We start from the raw sequence: 16545 nt of genomic DNA, 5'->3' as shown, positions 1-16545 counted from the left end.
GTGGCAAGGCGCGCCGGGTCTCGATGCTCACCCGTCCGACCCCGGAATCGGCCGGGCGCGGCCGCCCACGAGACACACTTTTCACCCGTGGGCACGCGCCACCACGTATGACAGCAGGCGACGTGAACGAAGTCACGACGGGCGAGTGCTCCGACCTGTACTACGTCGACACCGGGATGTACGGCACCGCCGAATACGGCGCGGTCTACATCCTCGACGCCGACGAGGTCGCCCTCGTCGACACCGGCATCGGCACCCACCACGACCGCATCCTCGACGCGCTGGACGAGCTCGGCATCGCGCCCGAGGCGGTCGAACATCTCGTGGTCACGCACGTCCACCTCGACCACGCGGGCGGGGCTGGCTTCCTCGCCGACGCGTGCGAGAACGCGACGGTCTGGGTGCACGAGCAGGGCGCACGCCACCTCGCTGACCCGGCGCGGCTCTGGGAGGGGACGAAGGCCGCGGTCGGCGACCAGATCGAGTGGTACACCGAGCCGGAGCCGGTCCCCGAGGAGCGCATCGAGACGCTGGCCGACGGCGACGCCATCGACCTCGGGGACAGGGAACTCCGTGCGGCCCACGCGCCGGGACACGCACCCCACCAGCACGTGTTCCACGACCCCGCGAACGACGCGGTGTTCACGGCCGACGCGGCGGGCATCTACGTCCCGAACCTCGACGTGGTACGCGAGACGACGCCGCCGCCGCAGTTCGACCTCGAGCAGGCGCTCGCCGACGTGGAGACCATCCGGTCGTTCGAGCCGTCGACGCTGCTGTACCCGCACTTCGGGCCCGCCGAGACGGACGACCGGCTCACCGAGTACGAGGGCCGGCTGGAGTCCTGGGTCGCGGCCGTCGCGGAGAAGCGCGACGAGCTGACCGACGACGAGGCCGTCATCGAGCACTTCGTGGAGACGACGGAGATGGCCGAGCTCTGGGGCCAACGCAAGGCCCGGGGCGAGACTGGCATGAACGTCCGGGGCGTGCTCCGGTACCTCGACAGCCAGGACGAGTAAGCGGTGTTGCCGTCGGGGAGAAACTGACCGAAAGTTCAGGTGTTTTTATCCCCTCTGCAGTATAGGAGTGTGGTATGAACTGGCAGGAGGCGGAGCGAGAGTACACCGACGAGGTGACAGGTGAGACGAACCTCGCCCGGATGTTCGAGGACAGCGCCGAGCGACACGCGGACCGGCCGGCGCAGATGTTCAAAGGCGGAGTGTACGACCGTTCGCTGACGGACTCCGTCGTCCCGGCGGCGCCCGACGGCGAGTACCGCGCCATCAGCTACGACGACATGCGAACCATCGTCCGGCACCTCGCCGCCGGCTTCCGCGACCTCGGCGTCGGCACGGGCGACCGCGTCGGTATCTTCTCCAACACGCGGATGGAGTGGGCCCAGTGCGACTTCGGCCTGCTTTCGGCCGGCGCAGTCGTCACCACCGTGTACTCGGGCTCGTCGTCCCGGCAGGTGCGCTACCTGCTCGACGACCCGAACGCGACGGGGGTCGTCGTCGAGAACGCGGACGCACTGTCGCACGTTCTGGAAGTGGAGGAGGACCTCGACCTCGAGTTCATCGTCTCGATGGACCGCCTCGACGGCCACAACGAGCGCGACGACATCCTCACGCTCGGCGACGTCCACGACCGGGGCGCAGAGCTGTTCGACCGCGACGAGTACGAGTCCTGGGTGGACTCGCGCGAACTGGACGACCTCGCGAGCCTCATCTACACCTCCGGCACGACGGGCCAGCCGAAGGGCGTCCAGCTCACCCACGGGAACTTCCGCGCGAACGTGAACCAGATCAGGAAGCGGTACGGCCCGCGTCCGGACAAGGACGACCTCCCGGTCATCGACGAGAACACCCGGACGGTGTCGTACCTGCCGCTGGCGCACGTGTTCGAGCGGCTCGCGGGCCACTTCGAGATGTTCGCCTCGGGTGCCTGCGTCGGCTACGCCGAGAATCCGGACACGATTCGTGACGACTTCGCGGCCGTCCAGCCCAACGCGGCGACGAGCGTCCCCCGGGTGTACGAGAAGATATACGACGCCATCCGCGAGCAGGCCGAGACCTCCGGCCTGCGCTCGCGCATCTTCGAGTGGGCGACCGACGTCGGCGTTGAGTACCACGAGGCCGAGAATCCGGGCGTCACGCTCCGGGCGAAGGCCGGACTCGCGGACAGGCTGGTGTTCCAGAAGGTGCGCGAGGCGCTGGGCGGGAACGTCGACTTCCTCATCAGCGGTGGCGGCTCGCTCTCGGCGGAGCTCTGTGCGCTGTACCACGCGATGGGCCTGCCAATCATGGAGGGCTACGGCCTCACGGAGACCTCACCCGTGCTCGCCGTCAACCCGCCGGAGGCCCCGAAGATCGGCACCATCGGCCCGCCGCTGGTCGACGTCGACGTCCACATCGACGAGGAGGTCGTCGAGCAGGCGACGTTCGCCGACGACCCCGGACAGGTCGGCGAGCTGCTCGTCCGCGGCCCCAACGTCACCGAGGGCTACTGGGAGAAGCCCGGCGAGACGACACAGGCGTTCACCGAGATCGACGGCAAGCGCTGGTTCCGCACCGGCGACATCGTCCACAAGCGCCCCGACGGCTACATCGAGTTCCGCGAGCGCTCGAAGCAGATCCTCGTGCTCTCGACCGGCAAGAACGTCGCGCCCGCGCCCATCGAGGACGCCTTCGCGGCCTCGCAGGTCGTCGAGCAGTGCATGGTCGTCGGCGACGGCGAGAAGTTCGTCGGCGCGCTCATGGTGCCGAACCTCGAGCGGCTCCGCGACGAGGCTGCCGAGAACGGCACCGACATCCCCGACGACGACGAGGCGGCCGTCGAGCACGAGTACGTCCAGAACCGCGTCCGGGAAGAGGTCGACCGCATCAACCCGCAGTTCGAGACACACGAACAGATCAAGCAGTTCCGACTGGTCACCGAGGAGTTCACCGAGGAGAACGACCTGCTGACGCCGACGATGAAGAAGAAGCGTCGGAACATCATCGACGTCCACGACGAGCTCATCGACGACATCTACGCGGAGTGACGCCGGCGAGCGCGGCACGGTGAGGACTGTCGGCGCTCTCCTCGCGGGGAGCTACTGCTGGTGACGGCCCCCTCTATGAGGGGAAAACAGGGTGAAGGCGGCGCTTGAACTGCTGGAAACGGGCGAAACTGCCATAACTTTTTATGAGGTACCGTCCGTGTTAGCGTTCAGTCATGGATTGGCGGGAGGCAGAACAGGAGTTCTCTGACGACGTGACAGGCATGAACAGCCTGGCACGGATGTTCCACGACAGCGCGGACCGACACCCGGACCGCCCGGCCCAGAAGTACAAAGGTGGTGTCTACGACCGGAGCCTCGCCTCGGTGGGCACCGTGGACGCGGCACCGACCGATGGCTACGGGACGCTCAGCTACGCCGAGATGCAGGACATCGTTCAGAACCTCGCGGCGGGCTTCCGGGCCCTCGGCGTCGGTACGGGCGACCGGGTGGGGCTGTTCTCCGACACCCGGATGGAGTGGGCCCAGTGCGACTTCGGCCTGCTCTCGGCCGGCGCGGTCGTCACCACCGTCTACGAGTCGTCCTCGCCGGCACAGGTCCGCTACCTGCTCGACGACCCCGGTGCGACGGGTGTCGTCGTCGAGAACCAGGAGCTGCTCGACCGGGTGCTCGAGGTGTCCGACTCGCTCTCGGTCCGCTTCATCGTCTGCATCGACGACCTCCCGCCCGAGTACGACGACGAGGAGGGCGTCTACACGCTCGGCGAGGTGTACGAGCAAGGCAAGAAGCGGTTCGACCCCGACACCCTCGAGTCGTGGCTGGACGAGACCGACGTCGACGACCTCGCGAGCCTCGTCTACACGTCCGGGACGACCGGCCAGCCGAAGGGCGTGCGACTGACCCACCGCAACTTCCGGTCGAACGTCAACCAGACGTACCGGCGGTACGGCCCACGCCCGGACAAGTCGAGCCGGTTCCCGACGGTCGACGAGACCACGCAGATGGTGTCGTACCTGCCGCTGGCGCACGTCTTCGAGCGGCTCACTGGCCACTTCCTCATCTTCGCCGCGGGCGGCTGCGTGGGCTACGCAGAGAGCGTCGACACGCTGAAAGACGACTTCCAGGCCGTCGAGCCGAACGGGGCAACGAGCGTCCCACGGGTGTACGAGAAGATATACGACGCCATCCGCGAGCAGGCGTCCGAGAGCGGCTTCAAGGAGCGCATCTTCAACTGGGCGACCGGCGTCAGCCGCGAGTACTACCGCTCCGACCGCCCGGGGACGCTGCTGAAGACGCGGTACTGGCTGGCCGACAAGCTCGTCTTCAGCGACGTCCGCGAGGCACTCGGCGGGAACATCGACTTCCTCATCAGCGGCGGTGGCACGCTCTCGGACGAGCTCTGCACTCTCTACCACGGGATGGGACTGCCCATCTACGAGGGCTACGGGCTGACCGAGGCCGCGCCCGTCGTGTCCACCAACCCGCCGGAGGACGTCAAAATCGGCACCATCGGGCCAACGTTCCACGACATCGACACGCGCATCGACACCTCGGTCGTCCCCGAGGGCGAGACCACGGACACGATGGGCAAGCTCGGCGAGCTGCTCATAAAGGGCTCGAACGTGACCGACGGCTACTGGAACAAGCCCGAGAAGACCGAGGCCGCGTTCACCGAAGACGGCTTCTTCAAGACCGGCGACATCGTCCACAAGCGCCCCGACGACTACCTCGTGTTCCACGAGCGCTCGAAGCAGATTCTCGTGCTCTCGACCGGCAAGAACGTCGCACCCGCACCCATCGAGGACGCGTTCGCCTCCAACCATCTCGTCGAGCAGGTGATGGTGATGGGCGACGGAGAGAAGTTCATCTCCGCGCTGATCGTGCCGAACTTCGAGGCGCTCCGTGAGAAAGCGGCGGCAGAGGGCGTCGACCTGCCCGACGACGACTACGCAGCCTGTGACGACGACTGGGCGAACGAGACCATCGAGGCGGAGGTCGCCTCGGTCAACGAACGCTTCGAGAAGCACGAGCAGATCAAGGAGTTCCGGCTGGCCGAGGAGGAGTTCACCGAGGAGAACGACCTGCTGACACCGACGATGAAGAAGAAGCGCCGGGACATCAGGAGTCGGTACGACCGACTTGTCGAGGAGATATACGGCGACATCGAGCGTGCCGAGGCCGCGGAAGCAGACGACTGAGGGGCTGTCGACCCCTGGGCCGAGACCGTCCACCCTCAATCGCTGGCCGCAAACGGGTCGTTTATACGCGATGCCTCCAACAATCTGGGTACATGGGTGTCTCCCGTGATTGACGCGTTCGGAGGGCTGGTACTCGCTGGCGAGAGCGGCGGCCATCTCGCGCTCATCGTCGCGCTCATCGTCTCCCTCGGTGTCGTCTCGCAGATTCTCGGGGACCGGTTCCGTACACCGAGCGTGTTGTTCCTCATCATCGCCGGCATCCTCGTGGGGCCCGAGGGCATCGGCAACTGGTTCACGTTCATCGACCCCATCGTCACCGAAGAGACGTTCGGCGGCGCGCTGTCGACCATCGTCGGCCTCTCGGTCGCCGTCATCGTCTTCGAGGGAGCGTTCCACCTGAAGATATCCAAGCTCAGGGAGGCTCCCTCGGCAAACATCAAGCTGGTAACGCTCGGGGCGGTGGTCTCCTTCGTCGGGACGACGGTCGCCGTCCGGTACCTCCTCGGGACCGAGTGGGCCATCGCCGGGGTCATCGGTGCGCTGCTGGTCGCGACGGGGCCGACAGTCATCACGCCGATCCTCGAGGTGGTCGCGGTTCGCGACCGCGTCGAGGCGGCACTCGAGACCGAAGGTATCGTCAACGACGTGACCGCGGCCATCCTCGCGGTCGTCATCTTCGAGGTGCTCTCGGTAGAGGAGTCGAGCCTCGAGATCTACGTCCAGCGGTTCGCCGAGCGCCTCGGCACCGGGCTGCTCATCGGGCTCATGGTCGCCGGAATCATCTGGTACGCGCTCCGACACCTCGACCTCTCGCCGGACAACGCACCGCAGAACGCCCGGCTGCTGACGCTCGCGGGCGCTGTGGTCGCGTTCGCGACGGCAAACGAGATCTTCTCCGAGGCTGGCGTCGCCGCCGTCGCGACCGCCGGTATCGTCCTCGGAAACGCCGACCTGCCGTACGAGGAGCAGATCGAGGATTTCAAGGGTGACGTGACGCTCATCGTCCTCTCGTTCGTCTTCATCGCGCTGGCAGCGCTCCTGGAGTTCGAGAAGCTGTTCGGGCTCGGCTGGCAGGGCATCGCCGTCGTGCTCGTCGTCGCGGTCGTGCTCCGGCCGCTGCTCGTCTTCGCCAGCACGACCGGCGGACAGTTTACGTGGTCCGAGCGCTGGTTCATCAGCCTCGTCGGCCCGCGTGGTATCATCCCCGCGTCAGTCGCGACGCTGTTCGCGCTCCAACTCCAGAACACGGCCACCACGCCGGCCAACCCGGCCGGTGCGGACATCCTCGTCGGGACGGTGTTCCTCGTCATCCTCGTCACCGTCGTCTTCGAGGCCGGACTCGCCAGGCAGATCGCGGAAGCATTAGACGTCATACCAATGCGTGTACTCATCATCGGAGGCGGACAGGTGGGCCGGTCGCTCGCCGATCGCCTCGACGACCGAGGGGAGAACGTCGTCATCATCGAAAAGAACCCGGAGATAGTGGAGGTCGCCCGCGAGGCGGGTTTCACCGTCCACAAGGGTGACGGCACCGACACGGACGTGTTGCGTGCCGCCGGTGCCGACAACGCGAAGATCGTGGTCGCCGCCACCGGTGACGACGACGCGAACCTCCTCGTGGCACAGCTCGCAAACAGCAAGTTCAGCGTCGACACGGTCATCGCCCGGGCGAACAACTCGGACAACGTCGAGGCGTTCGAGGACCTCGGCGTCCGGACCATCTCCTCGGCGATGGCGACCGCGTGGGCCATCGACAACGAGATAGAGCGGCCCGCGCTCTCGGACTGGATCACCCACTTCGGCGAGGAGGGGGACATCCAGGAGATAACGGTCACCTCGGACGAGCTCATCGGGCGGACCCTGACGGAGATCGGGCCGGAGCTGCCGCCGGGCTGTCTCGTCGCGCTCGTCTCTCGGGACGGCGAAGTCAAGGTCCCCGGCGCGGACTACACGCTCCAGGAGGGCGACAACCTCACGCTGCTGGGCGAACGTGACAGCGTCCGCGACGCCATGTCGTTCTGTCACCCCGAGGACTGAGCCATCGTCGGCCCCACCCGGGGGCGAGCGCCCTTTTATGCAGGTCCACCCCCAAGCTGTTCACATGTCAGCGACTGCACTCTACACGCTGAACACGGCCCACTGGACGTTCGACTTCTCCGCAGCGGTGCAGATGCAGAACCCCGGCGAACCGTACCGTGGCACCTGTCCCGCCTACCTCGTCGAGCACCCGGAGGGGACGGTGCTCGTCGACACCGGCGTCAGCCCGGACCTCGTCGCCGACCCGGCGTCGTACGGCCCGGCCGGCGCGGCGCACATGGCCCCCCTGCTGGAGTCGCTGGACCAGAGCGAGGACCAGCACCTCGCGACCCTGCTCGACGGCATCGGCTACGCGCCCGAGGACATCGACAAGGTCGTGCTGAGCCACCTGCACACCGACCACGCGGGGAACATCGACCTGTTCCCCGATGCCGAGTTCATCGTCCAGAAGGAGGAGCTCCGCTACGCGTTCTACCCGGACGGGGTCCAGCGGCTGTTCTACGTCACCGGCGACTTCCACCACCTGCGCCGGATGGACTACGACGTGACCGCCGTCCACGGCGAGTACGACGTGTTCGGCGACGGGAGCGTCGTGACGTTCCCGACGCCCGGACACTCGCCCGGCCACCAGTCGGTGCAGGTCGAACTGCCCGACGCGGGGTCCGTCATCCTCGCCGTCGACGCGGCGAACCATCGCGAGGGCTACGAGGGCGAGCTCGCGGCGTCGTTCGCGCACTCGCTCGAGGACTCGGTCGAATCAATCCAGGCCATCAAGCGGCGGGCCACCCGAACGGACGCCGACGTGTACGTCCACCACGACCCCGACGACATCGGCTCGCTGCCCGAGCCGCCCGAAGCGCTGGAGTAGCTCGAACAGCGCACCCGGCGACACCGGCGAACAGGTAGTATTTCCAACAACGTTATTTCACAGACCTCCGAAGCGTCTGACGCATGTCCGACGCGGCGGGGAAGTGACTCGTCGGCGGCTGCGTGACCCACGATGCACTCGGCAGTCATCTCGACGTTGCCCGACGAACACCACCAGCGCGTGCTGGACGTCTGGAACGACCTGGAGGACGAGTTCGGCATCGACCCGGCCTCGGAGCTCCCGCCGCCGCACGTCTCCTACCACGTCGCGGAGACCTACGACGGCTCGACCGTCGAGTCCCGTCTCCACTCCGTCCGGCCGGAGGTCGAGCCCTTCACCGTCCGGACCGGCGGGCTGGGCGTATTCACCGCCGCACCCGTCGTCTACCTCCCCGTCGCCCGGTCGCCGGAGCTGGCCGAGCTCCACGACAGCCTCTGGTCGCGGCTCACCGACTTCGCCGACCGCGCCGACGACTACTACCACCCGGAGCGGTGGTTCCCGCACGTCACGCTGGCGTACCACAGCCTCGACGCGGAGCTGGCCGGTGAGGTCGTGACGTTCCTCTCGGACCGCGAGTTCGACTGGGAGATGGAGATACGTGACCTCGCGCATCTGGAGTCCACCGGCAACGAGACGCGCATCTGCTCGCGTGTGGAGCTGTGACGGGAGGAGACACTCGTCGCTCAGCCGGTGCTAGTCAACGGGTCCGCGAGCCACTGGCGCGCAAACCGGAGAGGCCGTGGGCGGCCATGACCCCGCCGAGGGCGAATAGCACGAGCGTGACGACCGCCCCGAGCGTTCCGCTACCTGTGACGAGCACTGTGTTCGGCGCTGCCTTCGTTAGCATCGTGTTCATCGCGGAGTACGCCGTCACCGCCATCAGGGCGAGACCGATGAACGTGTTGCTAGCATCGTAGACAGTGGTCATGGCCAATAGTACGCCCATTTGGCACGTATAACTTCGTCCTGGGGTTCGTCGGTGTCGCAGAGCCCTCTGGTTCAGAGGCTCTGGTCCCAGTTGTCCTGGTTCGGGAGCACCCTGTGACCCCCCTTCTCCGCGTCGCGACCCGGCAGGGAGAACTCGATGCGGACGTGCTCGGTCATGGTCGACCCGGGTCACGCAGCGGGTTAATGAAGCTGTCCACCGCCGTCCGCGTCTGTCACTCCGCCGGTGACTCTACCGGGGCCGCCTCCTCCTCGGTCGTCACCGCGAGGAACGCGTCCTCCAGACTGGCCGCCTCGCCAGCCTCGGCACGCCGTTTCAGCTCCGCCGGTGCACCCTGTGCGACGAGCCGGCCGTCGTGCAGCACGCCGATGCGGTCCGCCAGCTCGTCCACCACCGGCAGGATGTGCGTCGAGAGGAACACCGTCATCTCGTGGTCCGCCAGGTCCGCGATGGTGTCCCGCATCGTCCGGGCCGCCCGCGGGTCCAGCCCCGACGTGGGCTCGTCGAGGAACGCCACGTCGGGCTCGTGTAGCACCGCCTGGATGACGCCGATCTTCTGGCCCATCCCCTTCGAGTACGCGTCGATACGCTTGTCCGCGTCGTCGAGCAGGTCGAACCGCGCGAGGAGGGACTCGATACGTTCCTCGGCCTCGTCGTCGGGGATGTCCCGCAGCCCCGCGACGTACTCCAGCTGCTCGCGCCCGGTCAGCTCGTCGTACAGTGGTGGCTCCTCCGGCAGGTAGCCGATGTGCGGCGTGACCGTCTCCCGCTCGATGATGGACTGGCCGGCGACCCGGGCTGTACCCGACGTGGGCCGTGTGAGCGTCGTCAGCATCCGCATCGTCGTCGTCTTCCCCGCCCCGTTCGGGCCGAGGAAGCCGAACACCTCGCCGCTCTCGATTCGCAGGTCGAGGTCGCCGACCGCCCGTTCCCCGTCGTACTCCTTGGTGAGGCCGTCCGTGACGATGGCCGCGTCGGTCATTGTTTGACTCGTTTGCGGGCCGTCGGTATGAAGGCACCGTGGCTGTTTCCAGGTGTGAAAGTTGGGTCTCCTGTGCGAGGCTGTCTGTCGACCGCGTTGGACACGATACTGGGTCGTTCGCCGCGAACAGCCAGAAAGCCCCAGACAGTTGGCTGCCGGGACTCGCAGTGGCCCTCGTTCCTGCGGTCCTCGCGTCGTCCGGGTTCGCCGACTGCCTCGCCCGTTTCAATCGCACCCGCCCGCGACCGCACCGCACCTCACGCCTCCCCAGCCGACTGCGCTTCTCGGTCGGTTCGAACAACGGTGTCGTCACTCGGCGCTTGAAAACGAGGAAAACCAGGACCGAGAGCTCTACTCGCCGTTGACTTCGAACTCGATGGCCGCGCCCTGGCCGAAGCCGACACAGAGCGTGGCGAGGCCGAGGCCGCCGCCGCGCTTGCGCAGCTCGTGGATGAGCGTCACGGGCAGGCGGGCACCGGACGCGCCGAGCGGGTGACCGATGGCGATGGCGCCGCCGTTGACGTTGAAGATGTCCTCGTCGATGCCGAGCTCCTCGCGGGCGTACACCGTCTGGGAGGCGAACGCCTCGTTCAGTTCGACGAGGTCGTAGTCCTCGATGTCCCGCCCGTTGCGTTCGAGCAGGCCGCGGGTCGCCGGGACCGGGCCGATGCCCATGACGGTGGGGTCGACGCCGGCGACGTTGTTCGTGCCGACCTCGGCGAGGATCTCGAGGTCGTGCTCCTCCGCGAACTCCTTCGAGGTGACGAGCGTGGCGGCCGCGCCGTCGGAGATCTGGCTGGAGTTCCCGGCCGTGATGTCCTCCATGAACGCGGGCGGGAGGCTCTGGAGGGTCTCGAAGTCGGTGTCGGGGCGGATGCCCTCGTCCTCGCTGATGGTGCGGGTCTCGGTCTCGACGGGCTCGCCGTCCTCGTCCTCCTCGACGGTGACCTCGGCCTCGATGGGGATGATCTCGTCGTCGAAGCGCCCCTCCTCGGTGGCCGCGGCGGCGCGCTGGTGGCTCTGGACGGCGTAGCGGTCCTGGGCCTCGCGGGAGATGTCGAACTCGTCGGCGACCTTCTCGGCGGTCATGCCCATCTGGAGCTCGACCATGTTGTACATCTCCTGGAACGCCGGGTGGAACGCACGGCTGTCCATCCCGCCGCCCATCGGCACGCGGGACATGTTCTCGAAACCGCCCGCGATGATGCAGTCGCGGTTGCCGGCGGCGACGGCGTCGGCGGCGGAGATGACCGCCTGCATCGAGGAGGCACACCAGCGGTTGATGGTCGTCGCGGGCACGCCTTCGCCGAGTTCGGACATGAGCGCGATGATGCGAGCGACGTTGTTGTCCTGCTCGCCCCGCTGCTGGGCGCAGCCCCACATCAGGTCGTCGACGTCCTCGCCCGCGAGGTCGTTCTCGGCGAGGATCTCGTCGATGAGCGGGATGGAGAGGTCCTCGCCGCGGGTGTTCTCGTAGACGCCACCCTGGCGACCCTGGGGTGTCCGGTACGCTGCTGCGATGACGGGCGTGTGCGCTGGCATACGAGTAGCGAGGGGAGGCACCACCTTAAATCACGGCTGAACGGGCAGTAATCGGGCCGGGAGTTTATTCTGGCCGTTTACGAGCCGCCCGAATCGTCCCAGCCACCCGATACGGCGCCGAATAGCGGCGACAATTCCGGCGAACGGAACCCAAAAAGGGTTTAGGCACGCTCTTGCTGGAAGCGAGTAATGACCGACGACCCCACGCCGCCCTCCAGCCGTCCCGCGGACGCCCGCGCCGACGGTGGGTCGTCGTCCCGCCCGACGGACGACCGCGATGGGACCGACGACAGTGACCGAACCGACGAGCCCCGCGACCCGGACGAGCCCGTCGGAGACGACCCCGTCGACGGAGCCGACGACGAGACGACGGACGACGAGTGGAGCGAGTGGACGACCGCCGACGCCGTCACCGAGGCGGACGACGCCGTCGACGACTCCGACGGCTCTGACAACGACTCGGGCGACGACTCGAGCGACGACCCCGAGCCGGGGGAACTCGCGGGGAACGACGACTACCCCTGGTCGTCGAGCCATCGCACGCTCGGCGCGCTGGTGCTCATCGCCGTCGTCGGCCTCGCCGCACGACTCGTGTGGCTCGGCGAGCGGCTCGTGCACCAGGACGAGGGCCGGGTCGCCTACTGGGTGGTCCGCTACCTCGAGACCGGCGCGTTCGAGTACCGCCCCATCGTCCACGGGCCGTTCCTGTTCCACGTCGACAAGTACGTCTTCCAGCTGCTCGGGCCGTCGGACTTCAGCGCGCGCCTCGCCGTCGCCGTCCTCGGTGCCGTGCTGCCGCTCTCCGCGTGGCTCTACCGGAAGCACCTGCGGGACACCGAGGTCGTCGCACTCGGGCTGTTCCTGGCGTTCAACCCGGTGCTGCTGTACTACTCCCGGTTCATGCGCTCGGACGTGCCGCTCGTCGTGTTCGTCGGCTTCACCGTCGGGTTCTTCCTGCGGTACTACGACGAGCGCCAGCGACGGTACCTCGCCGCCGGGGTCGCGACGCTCGCGCTCGCGCTGACGACGAAGGAGAACGCGCTGCTGTATCCTGTCTGCTGGCTGGGCGCGGCGGCGCTCCTGCTCGACCACCGGCTGTTCCGCGCTCCGGTCGCGAACGACCTGACAGTCTGGGGCGTCCTCGTCGACTACCTCGACTGGGTACTGCCCTTCGACCTGCGCGGGTCGTGGGGTGAGCTCGCTGGCGGGAACGTGAACGGGCTCATCGACCGGCACATCGACTGGTGGCGCACGGGCTGGACCTCGGTCGCGGTCGCGGTCGGCCTCGTCGTCGAGTTCTTCGCCATCATCGTGCTGTTCTACGCGCCCCGCGGCGGCGGCTACACGGAGCCGGAGGCGGCGGGCTGGCCTGGCCCGGAGCAGGCGGGAGAGGGCATCGGCCTGTGGAACTCGCTCGGCCAGCTCGCCGGCGGCGACCCCGATATGTTCCTCGCGGTCGTCCGGGAGTCCATCGTGGGGTCGTGGGAGGAGTTCACCGGCCAGTGGGCGAGCGACCACGGCAACTCCTACCTCGCGTTCTTCGAGCACTACATCGACGTGCTGGAGGCCGCCGCGCTCGTGCTCTGTGCCTTCGCAATCATCGGGTTCGTGGTCGACCGCTACAGCAGCGACGGCCCCCGCGATCTCGTCGCGCTCGCGTCCTACTGGGGCTTCGTCAGCGTACTCGGCTACCCCATCGCGACGGACATCCGCGCGGGCTGGGCGACGACCCACGCCATCATCGCGCTGGCCATCCCCGCGGCGGTCGGCCTCGGCATCGTCTTCCGGTGGGGCATCGAGTCGTTCACCGACGACGACCCCGTCGGCGTCGCGCTGACGGTCGTCATCCTCCTGCTCGTCTCCGGGCAGGTCGCCACGACGGCGGTCGGGCTGGTGTACGTGAACGACCAGGACCCCGACAACATGCTCGTCCAGTACGCACAGTCCTCCAGCACCGACCTGAAGGACACCCTGCAGGACGTCGAGCGCATCGGCCGCGAGCAGGGTGGGCCCGACGACGTGGACGTGCTGTTCTACGGCAACGAGTACTACACCTCGAACCTGAGCGACGACTTCCAGCCACCGGCCTCCAGCGGCTACTACGAACGCCGGACGCTGATGTGGTACATGGAGACCTACCAGTACCGCGCGAACCAGACCGACGGAGAGAGCTTCGTCTACGACACCGCCATCACGCTCCGGCAGGTCAACCGGACGAACGCGCCGGTCGTCGTCGCCATCGGGAACGGCGAGAACGGCGACGACGCGGAGGACATCCACCGGTGGCTCGTCGAGGAGGGCTACGAGGCCCGCGAGTTCCAGCGCTTCGCGACGGTGAACCGGACCGATCAGGACCTCGGCCCCGGCACGCCGTTCGTCGTCTACGTCAACGAGTCGGCGCTGTCGGAGACCACGGACCTGCCGTCGCCGGAACGCTCCCAGCTGTCGGCGGCCGAGTCGTTGACCGACCACCGGCAGACGGTGGCCCGGAGCGTCGTCGGCGACGGCTGGCTCCGACGCGCGGCGCGGCCGGCCCGAGCGAGCGAGTCCGCCGTTCTCGGGTCGTAATCGGCGCTCCGACGGCCTTAAGCGGCCGTGGCGTCAACCTCTGAGAGAATGAGTAACGCGGCGCTATCGGTCGTCGAGTTTCTGTTGACCGCCGATGTCTACACCGAGAACCGCGAGCTGGACGAGAACGACCTCCCGCCGCGGTTCCGACGCGTGTTCTACGCCGACGGCGAGGTCGAACGACCGCTCACGGTCACGAACAAGACGACCCGGGCGGCGACGGGCATCGACCACCCGTGGGACGCGATCTCCGAGCTGTTGTTCACCGACCGCGACGAGTTCTCGGGCAAGCTGAAGCTGACCCAGCCGGAGATGGCCGAGAACTGGTTCCTCGAACGCGTGGATGCCGAGACGCTGCGCCGGAACCCCACGCTCGCCTGGGAGTTCGACGGCGCGTTCGACGACGTCACCTACGAGGAGGCCCGCGAGGCGAACCGACCCATCCAGGCCGACCGGGTCTGGATCGACTCGCTGCTCGACGAGATGTTCGAGGACGAGGAGGACGAGGAGATGCTGGACCTCGTCGACATCCGCGCCCCCGAGGAGATCGACCAGACGCTCGACGACATCGTCCTCACCGAGGAGCAGGAGGGCGAGATCCAGAAGGTCGTCAAGGCCATCGAGCACCGCGACTACCTCGCCGAGATCGGCCTCCGCGAGATCGGCAAGCTGCTGTTCGTCGGCCCGCCGGGCACCGGGAAGACCTCGGCCGCGAAGGGGCTGGCGTACAAGCTCGACCTCCCGTTCGTCGAGGTGAAGCTCTCGATGATCACCAGCCAGTACCTCGGCGAGACGGCCAAGAACGTCGAGAAGACGTTCGAGGTGGCCAAGCGGCTCTCGCCGTGTATCCTGTTCATGGACGAGTTCGACTTCGTCGCGAAGACGCGGGGCGGCGACGAGCACAACGCCATCAAGCGCGCCGTCAACACCCTGCTGAAGAGCATCGACGACATCTCCCTCATTCAGGACGACGTGCTGCTCATCGGCGCGACGAACCATCCGGACCAGCTCGACGCCGCGGCGTGGCGGCGCTTCGACGAGATCGTCAACTTCCCGAAGCCGGACCACTCGATGCGGTCGGACATCCTCCGCATCATCACCCGCGCGATGGAGATCGAGGAGTTCGACCCCGATTCCATCGCCGACATCACCGAGGGGCTGACCGGCAGCGACCTCCGGATGGTCATGCGCGAGGCCGTCCTCGACGCGCTCACCGAGGAGCGGACGACGCTGACCCAGGCCGACCTCGAAGCGGCCGTCGCCGACTTCGAGGAGCGGGACAACCTCAAGAACATGGACATGATCGAGGGCGACCACGACGCGCTCATCGCCGGCGGCGACATCGCGGGCGACGGCTCGGGGCACGACCACGACGACCACGACCACAGCCACGACGACTGAGCGGCGACGACCGACCGCCAACCCGCGCCTTTTTCGCTCCCGCCCGCAAAGGCGGGCACGATGCTGGTCACGCTGCTCGGAACGGGCGACACGACGGGGACGCCGACCCCAGGCTGCGACTGCGACACCTGTCGGGAGGCTATGGAACGCGGCGTCGAGCGCACCCGCTTCTCGGTCCACGTCCACAACGAGCGCACCGGCGAGTCGCTGCTGGTCGACTGCAGCCCGGACTTCCGCTACCAGTTCCTCCACAACGACGTCGACCTGCCGGACGCCGCAGTCGTCACGCACATCCACTTCGACCACCTCGACGGGCTCGGCAACGCCTACCGGCTGCTCGACGACCTCCAGGTGTACGCCGCGGACGAGACGGACCCGAAGACGGGCGAGAGCGTCGCCGACACCGTCGACCGGAAGTACGACTACCTCGACGCGGTGACGGTCAACCACGAGACGCCGTTCGAGCCGTTCGAGACCTGCGGCTTCGAGGTGACGCTCGTCCCGGTCGTCCATCCGCCGCTGGTCTGTTACGGACTGGCCATCGAGGACCCCGAGACGGGCCGGAAGCTCGCCATCCCGGGCGACACGAGCTACGCGCTCGGCGAGGCGGCGCGAGACGTGCTGCGGGACCCCGACCTGCTGCTCGCCGACGGTATCGTCCCGGCCGAACTCTGCAGTCACCACCCGCTCGGTGGCGACCACGCGGACGCTGAGGGCACTTTCCGTACGTTCGGCACGAAGCACATGACCTACGAGGGCGCGCTCGCGCTCGGCGAGGACATCGACGCCGACGTGACGCGGGTGGTCCACGCGGCGCACTTCTACCCGGTCGAGCAGGCGTTCGACGACGCTATCGCCGTCGACGGGGAGACGTACGAGCTGTAGAAGGAGACGACCGGCGATGAGACGACAGCGGCGGCCGCTTGGGCCGCCCGTTCAGAGCGTCCCCCGACGAGATGGACGAGCGCGAACGGGCTCGCGACGCCGGCGGCGGCGATACTG

General features: G+C 67.6%; 12 protein-coding genes. 9 read left to right on the top strand and 3 right to left on the bottom strand.

The features are described 5' to 3' along the window. Positions 1–107: 107 nt before the first annotated feature. The 6 genes from NO978_RS18305 (at position 108) to NO978_RS18280 (ending at position 8767) form a co-directional block, all read left to right on the top strand. Positions 108–1019 (top strand): MBL fold metallo-hydrolase, encoded by a 912-nt coding sequence (locus NO978_RS18305; protein ID WP_257300980.1) that lies wholly within the window; start codon positions 108–110, stop codon positions 1017–1019. A 74-nt stretch (positions 1020–1093) separates the two neighbouring features. Further along, positions 1094–3043, top strand: a complete 1950-nt coding sequence (locus NO978_RS18300) for a long-chain fatty acid--CoA ligase (protein WP_257300979.1) — start codon at positions 1094–1096, stop codon at positions 3041–3043. Positions 3044–3216: 173 nt separating this feature from the next. After that, positions 3217–5199, top strand: coding sequence for a long-chain fatty acid--CoA ligase (locus NO978_RS18295; protein WP_257300978.1), 1983 nt, complete (start codon positions 3217–3219; stop codon positions 5197–5199). Between the two features lie 105 nt (positions 5200–5304). Next, positions 5305–7236: a cation:proton antiporter gene (locus NO978_RS18290; RefSeq protein WP_257300977.1), complete on the top strand. Its 1932-nt coding sequence runs from the start codon at positions 5305–5307 to the stop codon at positions 7234–7236. 64 nt (positions 7237–7300) lie between these two features. Then, positions 7301–8104: an N-acyl homoserine lactonase family protein gene (locus NO978_RS18285; RefSeq protein WP_257300976.1), complete on the top strand. Its 804-nt coding sequence runs from the start codon at positions 7301–7303 to the stop codon at positions 8102–8104. 132 nt (positions 8105–8236) lie between these two features. Next, the gene (locus NO978_RS18280; RefSeq protein ID WP_257300975.1) at positions 8237–8767 is read left to right on the top strand and encodes a 2'-5' RNA ligase family protein; all 531 of its coding nucleotides are present in this window, start codon (positions 8237–8239) and stop codon (positions 8765–8767) included. A 34-nt stretch (positions 8768–8801) separates the two neighbouring features. On the opposite strand, the gene NO978_RS18275 is transcribed toward NO978_RS18280, so the two are convergent. The 3 genes from NO978_RS18275 to NO978_RS18265 all read right to left on the bottom strand — a co-directional run bounded on the left by NO978_RS18275 (position 8802) and on the right by NO978_RS18265 (position 11574). Next, complete coding sequence (locus NO978_RS18275; protein WP_257300974.1) at positions 8802–9032, bottom strand: hypothetical protein; 231 nt, start codon at positions 9030–9032, stop codon at positions 8802–8804. A gap of 232 nt (positions 9033–9264) precedes the next feature. After that, positions 9265–10032, bottom strand: coding sequence for an ABC transporter ATP-binding protein (locus tag NO978_RS18270; RefSeq protein ID WP_257300973.1), 768 nt, complete (start codon positions 10030–10032; stop codon positions 9265–9267). A gap of 351 nt (positions 10033–10383) precedes the next feature. Next, on the bottom strand, positions 10384–11574 hold the full coding sequence (locus tag NO978_RS18265) for a thiolase family protein (RefSeq protein WP_257300972.1): 1191 nt from the start codon (positions 11572–11574) through the stop codon (positions 10384–10386). Positions 11575–11763: 189 nt separating this feature from the next. Between NO978_RS18265 and NO978_RS18260 the strand changes: the two genes are divergently transcribed. The 3 genes from NO978_RS18260 to NO978_RS18250 are packed head-to-tail and all read left to right on the top strand — an operon-like array spanning position 11764 to position 16428. After that, positions 11764–14142 carry a flippase activity-associated protein Agl23 gene (locus NO978_RS18260; protein WP_257300971.1) on the top strand — a complete coding sequence of 793 codons (2379 nt, stop codon included), beginning with the start codon at positions 11764–11766 and terminating at the stop codon, positions 14140–14142. 48 nt (positions 14143–14190) lie between these two features. Further along, positions 14191–15543: an ATP-binding protein gene (locus NO978_RS18255; protein ID WP_257300970.1), complete on the top strand. Its 1353-nt coding sequence runs from the start codon at positions 14191–14193 to the stop codon at positions 15541–15543. Between the two features lie 60 nt (positions 15544–15603). Then, a complete protein-coding gene (locus NO978_RS18250; RefSeq protein WP_257300969.1) occupies positions 15604–16428 on the top strand; it encodes an MBL fold metallo-hydrolase in 825 nt (274 codons plus the stop codon). Positions 16429–16545 lie beyond the last annotated feature (117 nt).

This window comes from Haloarchaeobius sp. FL176, assembly GCF_024609245.1.
Taxonomy (GTDB): Archaea; Halobacteriota; Halobacteria; order Halobacteriales; family Natrialbaceae; genus Haloarchaeobius.
Note: the sequence above shows the minus strand (reverse complement) of the source record. Positions and strands in the feature narration are given on the sequence as shown.

What these genes read in the sequence shown, in the direction of transcription:
- NO978_RS18305 (WP_257300980.1), top strand. Translation starts at nt 108, where the DNA reads ATGACAGCAGGCGACGTGAACGAAGTCACGACGGGCGAGTGCTCCGAC.
- NO978_RS18300 (WP_257300979.1), top strand. Translation starts at nt 1,094, where the DNA reads ATGAACTGGCAGGAGGCGGAGCGAGAGTACACCGACGAGGTGACAGGT.
- NO978_RS18295 (WP_257300978.1), top strand. Translation starts at nt 3,217, where the DNA reads ATGGATTGGCGGGAGGCAGAACAGGAGTTCTCTGACGACGTGACAGGC.
- NO978_RS18285 (WP_257300976.1), top strand. Translation starts at nt 7,301, where the DNA reads ATGTCAGCGACTGCACTCTACACGCTGAACACGGCCCACTGGACGTTC.
- NO978_RS18280 (WP_257300975.1), top strand. Translation starts at nt 8,237, where the DNA reads ATGCACTCGGCAGTCATCTCGACGTTGCCCGACGAACACCACCAGCGC.
- NO978_RS18275 (WP_257300974.1), bottom strand. Translation starts at nt 9,032, where the DNA reads ATGACCACTGTCTACGATGCTAGCAACACGTTCATCGGTCTCGCCCTG.
- NO978_RS18270 (WP_257300973.1), bottom strand. Translation starts at nt 10,032, where the DNA reads ATGACCGACGCGGCCATCGTCACGGACGGCCTCACCAAGGAGTACGAC.
- NO978_RS18265 (WP_257300972.1), bottom strand. Translation starts at nt 11,574, where the DNA reads ATGCCAGCGCACACGCCCGTCATCGCAGCAGCGTACCGGACACCCCAG.
- NO978_RS18260 (WP_257300971.1), top strand. Translation starts at nt 11,764, where the DNA reads ATGACCGACGACCCCACGCCGCCCTCCAGCCGTCCCGCGGACGCCCGC.
- NO978_RS18255 (WP_257300970.1), top strand. Translation starts at nt 14,191, where the DNA reads ATGAGTAACGCGGCGCTATCGGTCGTCGAGTTTCTGTTGACCGCCGAT.
- NO978_RS18250 (WP_257300969.1), top strand. Translation starts at nt 15,604, where the DNA reads ATGCTGGTCACGCTGCTCGGAACGGGCGACACGACGGGGACGCCGACC.